Raw genomic sequence first — 16,474 nt, forward strand, 5'->3', positions numbered from 1 at the left:
ACACCCGGCTCCTGCGCCGGTCGGTCTCCACGGTCAAGGGACTGCTGCGGGCCGGGAACGACTTGGCGCGCGTCAGCGCCCTGCGCCGCACTTGGTCTCGGCCCCCTGTCAGCGCCTGGCCGGGCGGACACGGGGCCAGGCACAGCCGCCGGGGACGGAATCGAGACAGCCGTCCCGCCCGGCCACGGCGGCCCGCTCCCACCGTCCGGAGCGGGGACCGACTCCCAGGGCCGAGTCAGGCTGGCGGTCGCTCCGGCACCGGAGCATCGGCCGGGGCCCCCGGCTGCGGCCGGTTGTGCTTGAGCGCCAGGTACGTGCAGAACACCGCGGGCACGGCGATCAACAGCACCGGCAGCGCGCTGCCCACCAGGATCAGGGAGATGGCCAGCAGCGCCACCCCGAAGACGATTTCGCTGCGGTTGGCGACCAGTGCCTGCCGCAGCGAGACGTGCTGGTCCTCTTTGGGCGTGACCAGGAAGACCGATTTGCCGAACGCGGAGGTCACCGACGACCGGATGCTGATGAACAACATCGAGCCGTACAGCAGCATGGTGTGCAACGTGTACCAGATCAGCCGCCGGCCGGACATGGTGCGCCAGTGGAAGACGATGTCGTTGAGCATCGGCGCGAGGAGGAAGACCGCGGTCGGCAGCAGCATCCACAGGGGGAAGACGATCTGGTAACCGAGCAGTGGCAGCGCGATCACGTGCAGCACCACGTACAGCGAGAAGATCGCGGTGAGCGGCAGATTGTAGGTGAACAGGACGATGTCCAGCTTCTCGAACCAGGTCATCCGGGAGCGCAGGATCACAGCGGTGTAGCGCTTGATGAACTCCATGTTGCCCTGCGTCCATTTGGAGTGCCGTTTCTTGAACGCCAGATAGTCGACCGGGTACTCCTCCTCGCAGATCACGTCAGCAGCGAACACGGTGAGCAGCCCGGCGTCCCGGGCCGCGATGGAGAAGCACAGGTCCTCCGCAACCACGTGCGGGAAGCCGCCGGCCGCGACGTAGCAGGTCCGGCTGACCATCGCGCCGTGCCCGAGCAGGGACAGGAAGCCGTACCGATCCTTGACGGTCTGGTACGCCACCCAGTGCGAGTCCACGCCGATGGAGAACATCCGCATGAACGCGTTGCGGTTGCGGGTGGCCACGTGGTTGGCCTGCACGATGCCTGCGTTGCCGTAGTGGGCGAAGTAGTCGAGGCTGCGGTCGACGTATCCGGGCGGGATGATCTCGTCGCTGTCCAGGATGACGAAGTAGTCGAACTCGGCCGTACGCAGGTAGTTGTTGAGATTGCCGGCCTTGAAGCCGGCGCGGTCGGCGCGGCGCACCACCCGGACCCCGTGTTCGGCCGCGAAGGCGTCGACCATCGCCAGGTATTCCGGTTTGGTGGAGTCGTCGAGGATCACCACTTCGGTGTTGTCGTACCGCTGCCGCATGCTGCGGGCCAGGCTGTCCGCGGAGAAGTCGTTACAGGTGCAGTACACGAGCACGACGCGTGGCGGCGCACCGGCGGGCCGGCGCGGCACCGGACTGGCCCGCCGCGCCGCCACCAGGTGGTAATAGAGCGTGTAGACGATGTCTTTGGTGCCGTTCAGCCAGAAATACGCGATGAAGACGGCGCTCGCCACGACCAGTGTGAGCACCGGCCAGCCGGCGTCTGCCGCCTGGGCGGCCTGGTGGTAAGAGGTGGGCACCAGCAGGGCCAGGAGGGCGGCCCAGGTGCCCAGAATGATCAGGTAGACGCGCGGTGATTTGGACACGGGGGTACCTCTCGGGTGCAAGGGGGTGACGCTCAGGCTGCCGTCGGGGCCGCGAGCGCACGGGCCGGGTCGTGCCGAGCCAGGGCCGTACGGAATGCGTCGTCGATGAGGCGATGAACGACCGGCATCGATGGGCGATGGGGTTCGGTGAGGCGGGTGACGCGCCGCAGTGTCGCGGGTGCCGCCGCGTCGGCCGCAGCGGTCAGGGCCAGGGCGCACAGCCGCCGGTGCAGGCGGCGCGCGGTGGCGGCGTCGCCGGTCCGGCACGCGTCGTCGAGGTCGGCCAGTCCCTCCACCGGCCAGTCCGCCGCCGCCCGGGGCACTGTCACCACGTCAACCTCCGGGCACGTCGAGGGCCGGGCGTACGGCGCCTCGAGCGCGTTGATCAGCGGGCTGATGCCGCCGGCGTAGCGGGGGTCGAACAGCCCGGGATAAGCCGCGGGTTCGTAGCCGGGTTCCGGGCCGGCGACATACAGCGGCACGATGCTCTGTTGTGCCGCCATCACGCCGAGGGCAAGGTCGAGCAGGCTCACCGGCCAGCCCAGGTCGCGGATCGTGTACATGCGGTACACGTCGTCGGCCGGGGCGGTCAGCGCGGTGAGCAGCAGTTGCGCCGACTCCCGCGCGGACTGGACGTAGAACATCGTGTCCGCGGCGTGCAGCCGCACCACGTCGCCGCGCTCGCACCAGAGTCGCAGCCGCCGCGCGATGATCGAATTGTCCACCACGTGGGTGAAGCGGACAGCCGAGCACGCCGTCGTGCCTCGGGCCGCGGCCCGGGCCACCAGCCCCTCGCCGAGCCGCTTGGAGCCGGCGTAGACGTCCGGTGTGTACGGCCGCATCGCTTTGCCGGTGGACGCGTAGACGAGCCGCCGCACCCCGGTCCGCTCGGCCTCGGCCAGCACATTGCGGGTGCCGATCAGGTTGGTGGCCAGCGCGTCCGCCGGTTGCGCCTCGGCCCGGCCGGGGTCGCGCTGGGCGGCCAGGTGGAACACGAGGGACGGGCGGTGGTGGGCGAGCACGCGGCGGACGAGTGCCCTGTCGCGGACGTCGCCGAGCTCGTACCGCACGCCCGGCACCGGCCGGCCCGGCGGCAGGTGGGCGAGGCTCACCAGCCGGGCCGGGCGCAGCGCGGCCAGGTGGTGCAGCAGTTGCCGGCCGACGCAGCCGGTGCCGCCGGTGACCAGCACGACACGCCCGGCGACGGCGGGGACCACCGTCCCCGGCGGGCTGATCGCGCGGTGCCGGACCGCGGCGAATCGGCGGTGCTCGGCCGGCGCCTCCGGCCGCGCCGCGAGCAGCTCGGCGGTGAGCTCGCGGAGCGCGTCGACCGTCGCGGCCGGCAGCGTCGCCTGCCCCGGCGGCGCGACCTGCCTCATCAGGTGCAACGGATCCATCGATCAGCCCTCCGGGATCACGCTGCGGGATCGCGCCGGGATCGGCGTTCGGCGAACGCGAGCACGCAGGCGAGCACCAGGAAGAGCAGGCCGGCCACGGTCAGCACCAGCAATCCGGCGCTCTGACCGAGAACGGTGACTCCGGTGCCGGCCAGCGAAAGCGATGACGAGTTGTCGTACATGATCGCGCCTCCTACGCTCATAAAGGTGTTCCGATCCGGATCGATCGCACCGGCACAGCGTAGGATCTACGCATATTACATTGGCGTAAAACGATGACGTACGATTCGTTTCCGACCCTTCCGACCAGGCATTGTTTCGATCAAATAAAATGCGGCACAATATAAAAACGAGTGACGCGCCCCACCATCGCGAAGGTATTCGTCCACTGTGATGAAAAACGTCGAACATTCCGGTGAACGCAGGCAGCCCGCCCGTTTCGCATCGGCGTCGCGGGTGCTGCTGGCCGCCGGCACCGTGACGCTCGCGCTCGCCGGTTCACTGTGGGCCCTGCGCCCGCCCGGCCCGGACCGCTGCCCACCGTCCGGCGGCGGTCCGCCCGGCGCCCTCACCCCCTACCCCGTGCCGGCGTCCCCGGAGCGCTTCGTCCAAGGCGCGACGCTGGACGCGACCGGTCTGGACGGTCCGGAGATGGTCGCCACCCTGCGCCGGATGCGCGACGAGTACCACGTCAACACCGTGAACGTGTACGGCCTGGAGCACTGGGACGCTTCCGGCGGCCGCCTGGACCGCCTGTTCACCGCCCTGCGCGACCTGGACCTGCGCCTCGCCCTGCGGGTCGAGGCGTACGACCCGGCCACGTTCGCCTTCAGCCCGCAGGACGTGGCCCGAGTCGTCGCCGCGCACCGCACCCTGCTGGCCCACGCGGCGGCGCCGGGCAACCGGGAACGGGTGACGCACATCATGCTCAACATGCCGGTCGACGACCCCGCGGTGCAGCAGCGCCTCGGCGGGGTGAACTCTGCCACCTCCCGGACGCGACAGGTCACCTATGCGGCCGATCTGGTCGCCGCGGTGCGGGCGGCGACCGGCCTGCCCGTCTATGTGGGCTTGTTCTACGGCTGGGACGGCTCCTACGACATACCGTCCTATTCCGCGGCCGGCGCGGACGGATATGTGCTGACCAATTACAGCTATCCCGACCCGCCGGACCGGCTGCGGGCCGCCGGCGACGCCCCGTCGGCTCTGATCAATGAGCCCCGCCTGCGGACCATCGCGGACCGGGCAGTCCGGATGTCCGGCGACACGCCGATCGTCGTCGAATACGGATTTCACACCTTGACGTATCAGCACGGAAACATGCCGGATCAGGTCGCGGGACTGGTGGCCGATCGGAACGCGAAGGAAAAGGCACTGCGCGCCACCACCGAACTCTATTGCCGCCGTTACCCGACCGTCATCGGCACGATCTATTTCGGCTACAACACCCTGACGACGGAGGGCACCCCGCCGCGCCGGCTGGACTTCGCCCTGCTCTGAGCGGCCGGGCTCGTACCGAGCCCGGCGCTCCGGCAGAAGATCCGTTCTGAGCTGCCCGTCAAGGTTTCAGGACGACCTTCTCACAGTTGTCCTGCTTGTTCTTGAAGATGTCGAAGCCCCGTTCGGCCTCGTCGAGAGGCAGGGTGTGGGTGATGATCCGAGTCGGGTCGATCTCGCCGCGTTCGATGCGCTGCAGCAGCGGTTTCATGTAGCGCTGCACGTGGCACTGCCCGGTGCGCAGGGTCAGCGACCGGTTCATCCAGGCCCCGGCCGGGAACTTGTCCAGCAGGCCGCCGTAGACGCCGATCACCGAGACCACACCGCCGCTGCGGCACGACATGATGGCCTGGCGCAGCGCGTGCGGACGCTCGGTCTCCGACCGTACGGCCTGCTTGACCCGGTCGTACGCGGCGATGTGCGCACTGCCGTGGGTGGCTTCCAGCCCGACCGCGTCGATGCACTTGTCGGGTCCCCGCCCGCCGGTCAGCTCGAGCAGCCTCGAGCGCACGTCGACCTCGTCGAAGTTGACCGGGATGTGCCCGGCCTGTTCGGCCATCTGCAGCCGGTACGGCTCCTTGTCGATGGCGATGACCTTCGCGGCGCCGAGCACCCGGGCACTGTCCATGGCGAACTGACCGACCGGGCCGGCGCCCCACACCGCCACCACGTCACTGGGCTGGATGTCGCACATCTCGGCGCCCATGTAGCCGGTGGGCAGGATGTCGGACAGGAACAGCACCTGCTCGTCGGTCAGGTCGGATTCGATCCTGAGCGGGCCCACGTCGGCGAACGGCACCCGCGCGTACTGCGCCTGACCACCCGCGAATCCGCCGGTCAGGTGCGAATAGCCGAAGATCCCGGCGACGGGGTGGCCGAACATCTTCTCCGCGATCCCCGCGTTGGGATTGGTGTTCTCACAGCACGAGTAGAGCTCGGCGGCGCAGGCGGCGCACGCGCCGCAGGCGATGGGGAACGGCACGACGACCCGGTCGCCGACCCGTAGCTTGTCGCCGGGCACCGCGGATCCGACCTCGATCACTTCGCCCATGAACTCGTGGCCCAGGATGTCGCCGTCCTGCATCGTCGGCACATAGCCGTCGACCAGGTGCAGGTCCGAGCCGCAGATGGCGGTGGAGGTGATCCGTACGATGGCGTCGCGGTTGTTGAGGATCTTCGGGTCAGGTACGTCGCGGACCTCGACCTTGTTACGCCCCGACCACGTGTTCGCCCTCATGCCTCGGCCCCTTTCGCGAGCTCGGCGTCCGACAGGGGTTGCGCCGGACGCTGCGGGAACTCCTTGCGGGCGCGCTTGCCCCACGGAGCACCGTCGGACCGGACCACCTCGCCGGTCTCCAGCACCTGCTTGAACCGGCGCAGGTCGTCGTCGAGCTGCTGATGCGGCTCCTCACCGAAGTACTTCGCGACCGCCTTGCCCAGCGAGCCGCCCGGAATCTCGTAGACCAGCGACACGTACACCTCGGTACTCACCCCGTCAGGAGCTGGGACGAAAGAGACCGTGCCCGCGTTGGGCACGTCGGCGTCACCGGTCGAACGCCAGGCGATCCTCTCCCCCGGCGACTCCTCAGTGATCTCCGCGTCCCATTCGACGTCCTTGCCGAACGGCGCGGCGGCCGACCAATGGCTCGTCCGGTCACCGGTGGCGCGGACTTGTTCCAGGTGCGCCATGAACGTCGGCAGGTTCTCCAGATCGCGCCAGAACGCGTACACCTCCGGCGCGGGTTTGCGGACGGTCGTCGTTGCCGTCAGATCCATGTGTCCTCCTCCACGGCCGGAGCCGCTCCGTCGCGCCCGTCCGGTCCGGCGGGCCCGAATCACCGGGGACGGTGGGCCTGTGCGGCGCACCGGCTACCCGCCGCGATATCGCCTAAACCGGCATGCGACCGCTACGGTGAATTTCGGCCGTCCGCCCCGGCAGCCACCCCGACAGCACCTGCCAGACGAGGCCCAAGTGGCCGACGAGGAGGAGCGATGCGGCTGATCACCTCGCTGCGCCGCCCGTGGGAGGCGGCGCTGGCCCGTTGGGGCCGCATTCCGGGGATCCGCACCGCCAAGGTCACGCTGGCCGCCGTCCTGGCCTATGTGGCCGCCGATCTGCTCGACACCACGCCGTCTCCGATTCTCGCGCCGCTGACCGCGATCCTGGTGGTGCAGGTGACCGTCTTTCAGACCGTCACCGAAGGGCTCCAGCGGGTCCTGAGTGTGCTGGCCGGCGTCCTGGTCGCGGTCGGGCTGGCCACCGCCGCCGGGCTGAGCTGGTGGAGCCTCGGGGTCGTGGTGGCCGCGAGCCTCGTCCTCGGGCAGCTTCTGCGGCTGGGGCCGCACACCTTGGAGGTGCCGATCAGCGCGATGCTGATCCTCGCGGTGGGCGGCGGCGCAGCGCCGCAGGCGGCGACCGGCCGGGTGTACGAGACGCTGATCGGCACGGCAGCCGGTATCGTGGTCAACTTCGCGATCGTGCCTCCGGTGCATGTGGAGTCCGCCGGCTCGGCGGTGGCCGGCCTGGCCACCCGGCTCGGTGACTTCCTGCGCTCGCTGGCCACGCAACTGCGCGCCGAATGGTCGCGCGAGGCCGCGCAGGACTGGCTCACGGCAGCCCGCGGTCTGAGCGCAACCGTCCTGGCAGCCGACCACTCGCTGGTCCGGGCCGAGCGCAGCGCCGTGCTCAATCCGCGCGGCGGTGAGGTCCGGGTGGCGCAGCCGCGCCTGCGCACGGCTCTCACCGCGATCGAGTACTGCACCATCGTCGTGCGGACGCTGTGCCGTGAGCTGTTCGACCGGACGTTCTATCTGCCACCGGACCTCGACGCCGAGGCGTACTCGGCACCAGCCCGCGTCGCTCTCGCCGACACGCTGGACGCCGCCGCTGCAGCCCTGGACGGCGTGGCCGCCGTCGCCCGGGGAGCTGAGCCGGTCGACATCAGTCGCGCCCGGGTGGTCGACCAGCTCGAGGAGTTGTACCAGCGGCGAGAGCTGCTGAGCCGGCTCTTGCTGGTGGACCCCCGGGCCGACGCCGCCGCCTGGCAGCAGCACGGCGCGCTGCTGACCGCGGTGGACCGGCTGCGGGTCGAGATCGAGGCGGCGGTCCGCCCGGCCGCTCAACCCTGGCGCCCACCCTCGCTGACCGAAGGGCCGCGACGTGCGGCCCGACGTGTGGTGGGCGCCGCCGAGCAGGCCCTTCCGCTGGCCACCGATCGTTCCCGCCAGGCGGTTCGCCGCATGGTGGACGCCGCGGCGGACCATCTGGCCAATCCCGACCCCCGCACGGCCCGCCCCAGCCGGCGGGATGACAGCGCCCGCCCGCCGGTCGAGCCCCGGGCCACCCCGCAATTCCCTGCCGGGGAGGACACCGCGACGCCTCCGGGGCCACGGGGCACCCACGAGCCGTGACCTCGGTGAACAAGGCAGGAAGCGGACCGATCCCTGCGCCGGAACGCAATGGCATTGGCACCCGTCGATTGACAGTTTTGCGTTCCGGGTGCACGCTAAGTGCCATACGACGCGCGTCCGCCGGTGCGCGACACGGCCGTGGCACGGCGGTCGGCGCTGATCAGGGCGCCCGTACGGGTGAGGAAAGGGCAGATCACCCGCACGTCTCAACGGCACGGTGCACGGCCGGCATCCCGTCTTTCCCCTTGGGCTCGTGCGCGGGCATGGCATTCCTGCGCGGGGCCCAGCCTGCCCCAGGAGTAACGAGCATGAAGATCAAAGGAAGTCTGTACGCCCTGGCTGCCCTTCTGGCCGTGGCCGGTCTCGCCGTCGCGGCGCCCCGGGCGGCGTTCGCGGCCTCGCTGACCGAGGTGACCAGCTTCGGCAGCAACCCGGGCGGCATGCGCATGCACATCTACGTGCCGGACTCCCGCCCGGCCAACCCGGCGATCGTGGTCGCCATGCACGGCTGCGGCGGATCCGGGCCCGGCTTCTACTCGGGCAGTGAGTTCGCCTCGCTGGCCGACCGGTACGGGTTCCTCGTGATCTACCCGTCGGCCATGCAGGAGGCCGGCTTCGGCAAGTGCTTCGACACATGGTCGGCGGCCTCCAAACAACGCAACGGCGGCAGCGACCCGGTCTCGATCGCCTCGATGGTGGCCTACGCCGGTCAGCGTTACGGCGGCGACCAGAACCGGGTGTACGCCACCGGCAGCTCCTCCGGCGGCATGATGACTCAGCACATGCTCGCCCTCTACCCCGACCTGTTCAAGGCCGGCGCGTCCTTCATGGGTGTGCCGTTCACCTGCTTCGCCAACGCGGCCGACTACCCGCCGGGTGGCCAGTGCACGGGCGGCAGCATGAACCGCACACCTCAGCAGTGGGGTGACGCCGTCCGTCAGGTGAACCCCGGTTTCAGCGGCGCCCGCCCCCGGATCCAGCTCTGGCACGGCACCAGCGACACCCTCGTGCCGTACTCGCTTCTGCAGGAATCGGTCGAACAGTGGACCAATGTCTTCGGGCTGAGCACGACCCCCACGTCCAGCGACACCCCGCAGCCGGGCTGGAACCGCCGCCGCTGGGCCGACACGACGGGCACGGTGCAGATCGAGGCGTACAGCATTCAGGGCGCCGGGCACTCCCTGCCCAGCAGCGGAATGGCCGCCGCCGCCGTCGCCTTCTTCGGCCTGACCACGCCCACCACTCCCCCCACGACCCCGCCCACCACTCCCCCGACGACCCCACCGGCGACCTCGGCGTGCCGGGTCACCGCCGCGGTCAACGCCTGGGCCAACGGGCTGACCGCGAACCTCACCATCACCAACACCGGTAACGCCGCGCTCAACGGCTGGCAGCTCGCCTTCGACCTGCCCTCGGGCCAGAGCATCACCGGCGGCTGGAACGCCTCGTACGCACCGGCCTCGGGACGGGTCACCGCGACCGCTGCCGGCTACAACAGCAGCCTGGCGCCCGGAGCGTCGACCACGATTGGCTTCCAAGCCAGCCATTCCGGCAACAACGGCACCCCCACCGCGTACGCGCTCAACGGCTCCGCCTGCACCACCGGCTGACGCCGGCCCCGGTGCGGACGGCCGCGTCGTCCACACCGGTCAGGGCTCGAACACCCCGTACGGGCATGGGAGGATCTTCGGCAGTCGTCAGCCCCCGACTCTGCCGGAGCCGTCGCGTGACCAGCCCGTACGACATCGATGAGATCTTTCCGGACGACGCGGCGGGCGCGGTGCGCCTGCCGCGCCGCCAAGCCGGCAACTCGCCGCAGGATCTGACGGTGACCCTGCTGGCCGACTACACCCTGCGCACCCGGGCCGAACTGCCGTCGGCCGCCATCGTGGCCCTGCTCGCCGAGGCCGGCGTGAGTGCGGCCGGGGCCCGCACCGCCATCAGCCGGCTCGCCCGTCGCGGCGTGCTGCAGGTACGGCGGCAGGGGCGGCGCAGCGCCTACCGGCTCACTCCGGAGGCGGCCGACTTCCTTGCCGTCGGCGGCAGCTGGATCGCCTCGGCGGCGACCGGCGCCGAACCGTGGGACGAACACTGGACGCTGATCGCCTTCTCGCTGCCCCAGACGCAACGGGCCCAGCGCCAGGAACTGCGCAACAGGCTGCGCTGGCTGGGGTACGCCCCGCTCTACGACGGCCTGTGGATCTCGCCGCACGACCTGCCGGAGGAGGCCCGGGGGCAGTTCGCGCTCATCGCTCCGGGCGCCATCACGGTGTTCCGCGCCCGGCACGTCGAACTCGGCACCGGCCCCCACCGCAATCCCGTGCAGGCGTGGGACATCGCCGCCATCGCCCGCGAGTACGAGAATTTTCTCGAGCGGTGGCGGGACGTGCCGGCCCGGATCGCCGCCGAGCAGCCGGCCGGGGCCGAGGCGGTGCGGTTCCGCACCGAGGTGATGGACACCTATCGGCGCCTGCCCGTTCTCGACCCGCGCCTGCCCCTTCACCTGCTTCCGGCGGGCTGGCCGCGGCAACCCGCGCGGGATCTGTTCGTCGCGGTCTACGACGGCCTGGCCGTAACTGCGCAGGAGCACGTCCGGGCCGTCGCGGCGGATGTCACGGGCGGGCCGGTCACGGGCATCCGGGCGCACACCGTCGACGAGCTGTCCGCGGGCCTGCCGTCCGGCCCGGCCGAACCGGCGGCCCGCCGCACCGGGGCCCGGCGCGCCGCCCGGCCGGGAGATGCCAAGGGGCGATCGAGCCGAACGGGTTGACACGGGCCCGGTGATCCAAGAGCCGATACCGTTATTGCTTTCTCGTCGCGACTAATGCCGGTACGGCGACGTAACACTTTTCTGCCCGCGAGTTCCGGCGGTGTGGACGGCAAGCCCAAGCATTCTTGAGCCTTTTCCAACCTGACCTGAAAGGTCAGCCGGGGGTGCAGATCAATAAGAGCGGATCCAGGTGGTACCGCAAATCAACCAACCCGAGCTCGGCGTGTTGCGGACCCGAGCAGTTCTTTTGTCCGGCCGTACCCTGCTCCCCCTCGCCGAGCGCATCCGCGGCCACCGCCCGCAGCGCAACCCGTCCTTGCCCTGGCCCACCGCGAGCGACGGCGACACCTGCACTCGCCTCGCCGCCGGCTTCAAGATCGGCACCGTGACTGCGTGGCGTTCCGTCAGGCAGCGATCAGCGCCACCGCGGAGGACTTGAAAACGGCCATGCGGCGCACCCGGCAACGGGACGTACGCGATGTGGACGGCACGCTGATCCCGATCTACCGGGTCGCCGATCAGGGGCGGCGTCGGGGGTGGCCGCACCCGCCGCGGCGACCTGCGGGTGGCTTCGGGTTGATCGGGATGCGGGAACGAGCCGAACTACTCCGTTGCGCACCGGCGTCACGGCGCGAACGTGCAGGTCATTGCGGACGGGGCCGGGCGTCTCGTCTGGGCGTTGGCCGCTCGGCCCGGCTCGACCCAGGACCTGATCGCCGACCGCACCCACGGCATTGTCGACGCAGTGAGAGCGCCGACGTGATGCCGTTGGCTGACGAGGGCTACCAAGGCGCCTGCGGCAGCGGGCGTACCCCGTTCAGGCGGCGCCGCTTCCGGCCCGCTGTCACGCCGGCGGAAGGCAGTCAGCCCGGCGCACACGCAGACCCGCGCCCGCGGCGAGCGAGCGATGGTCACGCCCGAGGCCGGGCGAATGCGAAGATCCGCGCCCGCGGCGAGCGAGCGATCGCCACGCTCGGGACCTGCGAGATCTGGCCAAGCGACGCTGCTGCCCGTGCCGTGCAACCGCGATCATGGAGGCCGCCCTCGCCCGCACCACGACGAGAACCCGGGTGGCCGGTGGCGTCGTGTCGGCCGCGAGCAGTGCGGGAAGGGCGGGAACCTTTCAGTACGGATAGCCGGGCACGCCCAGCTCGATGGCGGCGATTCCGTAGTCGCCGGTCCGCCCGGCGGTGATGTAGAGGGTGCGCCGGTCCGGCCCGCCGAACGCCGCGTTGGTCGCCTGCGGGCCGGCTGTGATGGTGCCGAGCTCGGCGCCGGCCGGGGTGAAGACGTGCACCCGGCCCTCGTTGTGCGACACCCAGTAAACGTTGCCCGCGCAGTCGACCGTAACCCCGTCGGGACTGCCGATGGGAGCAAAAACCGTGCGCGCGCGGGTGCTGCCGTCGGGCCGGACGGCGTACGCGTAGATGACGTTTTCCCCGTACGCGCCGACGTACAACGTGCGCCCGTCGGGTGACAGGGCGATGCCGTTGGGCTGGCGCACGGTGTCGTCGACCAGTGCCACCTGGCCGTTCACGACCCGGAACACCCCGGTGCGGCCGCGCATCTCGTCGCCGCGGCGGCCCCGCTGGAAGCTGGGATCGGTGAAGTAGACGACGCCGTCGGCGCGGACCGTGACGTCGTTCGGCGAGTTGAACGCCCGGCCCTGGAAGGTCGCTGCGACCACCGTGCGGCCGGCGTCGGAGAGCCGGAACACGGAGACGCCGCGATTGTCATGTGTCGCCGCGACGACCCGCTCCCCGTCCGGGCTCAGGGCCAGGCCGTTGCTGCCCGAGGCGGCCACGAACGTCTGGGCCGGCGCGCCGGGAGTCAGCCGGTGGATGGTCGACGGCTGGACCTGCTGGACGCCGCCGGCCGGGCCGAGATCGGAGACGAGCAGATGGCCCGGCTGGTCGATCCACACGGGCCCTTCGAGGAAGGTGAAGCCACCCTGCACCCGCGGGGCGGACAACGCAGGCCCGGACAGGGGCGTCCCGGCCGGAGCGGAGGCCTCGCACACGCCGGGCGGCGCTCCTGGCGGAGTGTCCGATCCGGCCGCGGCCGAGGCGACCGGCAGCGCACCCAGAACCAGGCACGCGGCGCCAAAAACGGCGGCGGCGGGCCGCGTCAAGAGCCTTCCGGCATCGACGTACATGATTGTGAACGTAGCATTCGGAGGCAGATGCGCAAATCGGTTCCGTTCGGCACCAACCCCCGGCCACGTCGCCGGAAATAGTCAAGAGTCATTGTTTTTCGCCGATTGTTCGTGCCACCTGTTGAAGCCGTGGGAGCGCTCCCGTACCATGCCGGAAAGACGTGTTAACGGTAACAAGCGTCGATCTCTCATCCCCACTGCCCTCCCCCAGGTCAGGAGATTTCATGAACCTGTCGAGATCGAACAAGATCGCCATAGTGTCGGCCGGCGCGGCCGTGCTGGCGTCGACCGCCGTCGTCGCGGCCGGGCCGGCCGGCGCGGCGGCGGCCGGCTGCTCCGTGAACTACGCCGTGTCGTCGCAGTGGCAGGGCGGGTTCGGCGCCAACGTGTCGATCACCAACCTGGGTGACGCCGTGTCCGGGTGGACGCTGACCTGGTCGTACGGTGCCGGGCAGAGCGTGACGCAGGCCTGGAACGCGACCGTGACGCAGAGCGGTTCGGCCGTGACCGCGAAGAACGCGAGTTACAACGGATCGATCGCGACCGGCGGCACGGTGTCGTTCGGCTTCAACGGGTCGTGGACCGGCAGCAACCCCGTTCCGGCCGCCTTCGCGCTCAACGGCGTGACCTGCACGGGAAGCGCCGTGCCGTCGACCCCGCCGCCGCCGTCGACCCCGCCGCCGTCCACTCCGCCGCCGACGACCCCGCCGCCCACAGATCCCACGTGCACGCTGCCGTCGAGCTACCGCTGGACGTCGACCGGGGCGCTGGCCCAGCCGAAGAACGGCTGGACGTCCCTCAAGGACTTCACCAACGTCGTCTACAACGGCAAACACCTGGTGTACGCGTCGAACGTGTCGAACGGCTCGTACGGGTCGATGAACTTCGGCCTTTTCACCGACTGGTCGGACATGGCCACGGCCAGTCAGAACGCGATGAGCCAGGGCACGGTGGCGCCGACGCTGTTCTACTTCGCACCGAAGAACATCTGGGTGCTGGCCTACCAGTGGGGGCCGACGTCGTTCAGCTACAAGACCTCCTCCGACCCGTCGAACGCCAACGGCTGGTCCGGCGCTCAGACCCTGTTCACGGGGACGATCTCCGACGCCCCGTACGGGGTCATCGACCAGACGATCATCGGTGACAGCCAGAACATGTACCTGTTCTTCGCCGGCGACAACGGCAAGATCTACCGCGCGAGCATGCCGATCGGGAACTTCCCCGGCAGTTTCGGCGCGTCGTACACCACGATCATGAGCGATTCCACGAACAACCTGTTCGAGGGCGTCGAGGTCTACAAGGTCGCCGGGCAGAACCAGTACCTCATGCTCGTGGAAGCCATCGGTGCGAACGGGCGCTACTTCCGCTCGTTCACGGCGACCAGCCTCAACGGCACGTGGACCCCGAACGCCGCCACCGAGAGCAACCCGTTCGCGGGCGAGGCCAACAGCGGGGCCACCTGGACCAACGACATCAGCCACGGCGACCTGGTGCGGACCAACCCCGACCAGACCAAGACCGTCGACCCCTGCAACCTGCAACTGCTCTATCAGGGCAAGAACCCCACGGCCGGCGGCGACTACAACAACCTGCCGTGGCGTCCGGGCCTGCTCACCCGGCAGCGATGAAAGGAACTGACATGAGAAGAGCGCTTCTGGCGGCCGTTCTCGGTTCCGTCACCGCCGCTGCCGTCACGCTCGGGGCGGCCCCGGCCACCGCGGCCGTCGGTGGATCCGGGCCCTATCCGGCCGACTACGAGACCTCGGCCGGGCTGCCCAACCACACCATCTACCGGCCGCAGACCCTGCCGTCCCAGCCGATGCCCATCTTTGCGTGGGGTAACGGCGGCTGCTCGGCCAACGGGCTGTCCCAGCAGAACTTCCTGCGCGAGATCGCCTCCCACGGCTTCCTGGCCATCGCCAACGGCGGCCCGAACGCCTCCGGCTCGACCAACTCCCAGATGCTCACGCAAAGCATCGACTGGGCGGTGGCCGAGAACTCCCGGCCCGGCAGCAAGTACTTCGGAAAGATCGACACCACCAAGGTGGCCGTGGGCGGTTTCTCGTGCGGCGGCCTGGAGGCGTACGCGGTCTCCAACGACCCGCGCGTCACCACGACCACCATTTTCAGCAGTGGGCTGCTCAACGACGCCGACGACTACCAGCTGCGGCGACTGACCAAACCGATCGCCTACTTCGTCGGCGGGCCCAGCGACATCGCCTACCCGAACGCCATCGACGACTGGGGCAAACTCCCGGCCGGGCTGCCCGCCTTCATGGGCAACCTGAACGTCGGGCACGGCGGCACCTACGACCAGGTCAACGGAGGCGAGTTCGGCCGGGTGGCGGTGCTCTACCTCAAGTGGCGGCTCAAGGGCGACACGACCGCCGGCGCCACCTTCGCCGGCTCCGGCTGCGGTCTGTGCCGCAGCGGCCAATGGCAGGTCCAGCAGAGAAACCTGACCCTGGGCGGGGACACGCCGCCGCCCACCGAGGAGCCCAGCACGGGCTGCTCCGCGACCTACGCGGTGCAGGACCAGTGGAACGGTGGCTTCGTCGCCAACGTCACCGTCACCGCCGGGTCGGCCTCGCTCAACGGGTGGCGCGTCACGCTCGGCCTGCCGGGCGGAGTGTCCATCAGCTCCCTGTGGAACGCCGTGGCCAACGGCAGCAGCGGCGCGGTCACCGTCACCAACCAGAGCTACAACGGACGGCTGACCGCGGGCCAGAGCGCCACATTCGGCTTCCAAGGCTCCGGAAACGGCAGCGGCGCCACGGTAACCTGCACCGGAAGCTGAAGCAGGCCGGTGACCGGACCCGCGGTGCGCCGCGGGTCCGGTCACCGGCTCCTCCCGGCCAGCCCGAAAGGATCCCGCCTCCGGTGTCCGCACCCGAGTCCCTCGCCGACGTCCGCTCCCGGATCGACGACCTCGACACCCACCTGGTGACGCTGCTGGCCCAGCGTCAGAGGCTGGTCGAGGCCGCGGCCGGCTTCAAGCGCGACGAGCACGCCGTCCGAGCACCCGACCGGGTCGAACGGGTCATCGCCACCGTCCGCGCCAAGGCCACCACCGCCGGCCTCGACCCCGCCGTGGCCGAGGCGGTCTGGCGCTCGATGATCACCGCCTTCATCGAGCTCGAACTGGCCCGGCACCGCCAGGCGGCGGAACAGTAACGCCGACGGGCGCTCTCCTGGATGTCGAGCCTCCTGGAAGCGCTCTCACAGCCGGCACGATGGTCGGGGGCCGCGTTGCCTCATCGGGCAGAGTGGGGTGCGCTTGTGTCTCGTCGACGGCGACCGACGATGGGTCATCGGGCGTCCAAGGTCTGACCAGCAGAGACCCGTCGCAATGGCTCCTCGGTCATCATCGTGCGTTTCCAGGCCGAGATGGACTTCGACGACCGATTTTCACGGCGGTCGATGGAACCATTGTTGGACAGTGACGAATCTGTTAACTTCTCAGCACCGTACGAGAAAGC

The 16,474-nt window shown here is 70.0% G+C and carries 13 protein-coding genes and 1 pseudogene; 8 read left to right on the top strand and 6 right to left on the bottom strand.

Annotation, left to right across the window (positions count from 1 at the left end; all coding sequences use genetic code 11):
- Positions 1–235: 235 nt before the first annotated feature.
- The 3 genes from BKA14_RS17535 to BKA14_RS17545 are packed head-to-tail and all read right to left on the bottom strand — an operon-like array spanning position 236 to position 3,365.
- Positions 236–1,765 carry a glycosyltransferase family 2 protein gene (locus BKA14_RS17535; protein WP_184952008.1) on the bottom strand — a complete coding sequence of 510 codons (1,530 nt, stop codon included), beginning with the start codon at positions 1,763–1,765 and terminating at the stop codon, positions 236–238.
- Between the two features lie 32 nt (positions 1,766–1,797).
- Complete coding sequence (locus BKA14_RS17540; RefSeq protein WP_184952009.1) at positions 1,798–3,144, bottom strand: polysaccharide biosynthesis protein; 1,347 nt, start codon at positions 3,142–3,144, stop codon at positions 1,798–1,800.
- Positions 3,145–3,179: 35 nt separating this feature from the next.
- Positions 3,180–3,365, bottom strand: coding sequence for a hypothetical protein (locus BKA14_RS17545; RefSeq protein ID WP_184952010.1), 186 nt, complete (start codon positions 3,363–3,365; stop codon positions 3,180–3,182).
- A gap of 190 nt (positions 3,366–3,555) precedes the next feature.
- On the opposite strand from BKA14_RS17545, the gene BKA14_RS17550 reads away from it, so the two are divergent.
- The gene (locus BKA14_RS17550) at positions 3,556–4,662 is read left to right on the top strand and encodes a hypothetical protein (protein WP_184952011.1); all 1,107 of its coding nucleotides are present in this window, start codon (positions 3,556–3,558) and stop codon (positions 4,660–4,662) included.
- Positions 4,663–4,720: 58 nt separating this feature from the next.
- Here the strand turns inward: BKA14_RS17550 and BKA14_RS17555 are convergent, their stop codons facing one another.
- Both BKA14_RS17555 and BKA14_RS17560 read right to left on the bottom strand, forming a co-directional pair.
- Entirely contained in the window at positions 4,721–5,896 is a 1,176-nt protein-coding gene (locus BKA14_RS17555; RefSeq protein ID WP_184952012.1) for a zinc-dependent alcohol dehydrogenase, read from the bottom strand.
- The gene (locus BKA14_RS17560) at positions 5,893–6,435 is read right to left on the bottom strand and encodes an SRPBCC family protein (RefSeq protein WP_184952013.1); all 543 of its coding nucleotides are present in this window, start codon (positions 6,433–6,435) and stop codon (positions 5,893–5,895) included. The genes BKA14_RS17555 and BKA14_RS17560 overlap by 4 nt, the downstream gene beginning before the upstream one ends.
- 216 nt (positions 6,436–6,651) lie before the next feature.
- On the opposite strand from BKA14_RS17560, the gene BKA14_RS17565 reads away from it, so the two are divergent.
- The 4 genes and pseudogenes from BKA14_RS17565 to BKA14_RS17580 all read left to right on the top strand — a co-directional run bounded on the left by BKA14_RS17565 (position 6,652) and on the right by BKA14_RS17580 (position 11,976).
- Entirely contained in the window at positions 6,652–8,070 is a 1,419-nt protein-coding gene (locus tag BKA14_RS17565; RefSeq protein WP_184952014.1) for an aromatic acid exporter family protein, read from the top strand.
- A 308-nt stretch (positions 8,071–8,378) separates the two neighbouring features.
- Positions 8,379–9,680 (top strand): extracellular catalytic domain type 1 short-chain-length polyhydroxyalkanoate depolymerase, encoded by a 1,302-nt coding sequence (locus tag BKA14_RS17570; protein ID WP_184952015.1) that lies wholly within the window; start codon positions 8,379–8,381, stop codon positions 9,678–9,680.
- Between the two features lie 116 nt (positions 9,681–9,796).
- Positions 9,797–10,840: a PaaX family transcriptional regulator gene (locus tag BKA14_RS17575; RefSeq protein WP_184952016.1), complete on the top strand. Its 1,044-nt coding sequence runs from the start codon at positions 9,797–9,799 to the stop codon at positions 10,838–10,840.
- A gap of 223 nt (positions 10,841–11,063) precedes the next feature.
- Positions 11,064–11,976, top strand: a pseudogene (locus BKA14_RS17580) (transposase family protein).
- Here the strand turns inward: BKA14_RS17580 and BKA14_RS17585 are convergent.
- A complete protein-coding gene (locus BKA14_RS17585; protein WP_184952017.1) occupies positions 11,964–12,995 on the bottom strand; it encodes an SMP-30/gluconolactonase/LRE family protein in 1,032 nt (343 codons plus the stop codon). The pseudogene BKA14_RS17580 and the gene BKA14_RS17585 sit on opposite strands and share 13 nt — an antisense overlap.
- A gap of 224 nt (positions 12,996–13,219) precedes the next feature.
- Here BKA14_RS17585 and BKA14_RS17590 point away from each other — a divergent pair, with 224 nt between their 5' ends.
- The 3 genes from BKA14_RS17590 to BKA14_RS17600 all read left to right on the top strand — a co-directional run bounded on the left by BKA14_RS17590 (position 13,220) and on the right by BKA14_RS17600 (position 16,169).
- Positions 13,220–14,623: a non-reducing end alpha-L-arabinofuranosidase family hydrolase gene (locus BKA14_RS17590; protein WP_184952018.1), complete on the top strand. Its 1,404-nt coding sequence runs from the start codon at positions 13,220–13,222 to the stop codon at positions 14,621–14,623.
- 11 nt (positions 14,624–14,634) lie between these two features.
- Positions 14,635–15,792, top strand: a complete 1,158-nt coding sequence (locus BKA14_RS17595; RefSeq protein ID WP_184952019.1) for a cellulose binding domain-containing protein — start codon at positions 14,635–14,637, stop codon at positions 15,790–15,792.
- An 83-nt stretch (positions 15,793–15,875) separates the two neighbouring features.
- Positions 15,876–16,169, top strand: coding sequence for a chorismate mutase (locus BKA14_RS17600; protein WP_184952020.1), 294 nt, complete (start codon positions 15,876–15,878; stop codon positions 16,167–16,169).
- The last annotated feature ends 305 nt before the right edge of the window (positions 16,170–16,474 follow it).

Origin of the sequence: Paractinoplanes abujensis (assembly GCF_014204895.1) — a bacterium.
Taxonomy (GTDB): Bacteria; Actinomycetota; Actinomycetes; order Mycobacteriales; family Micromonosporaceae; genus Actinoplanes; species Actinoplanes abujensis.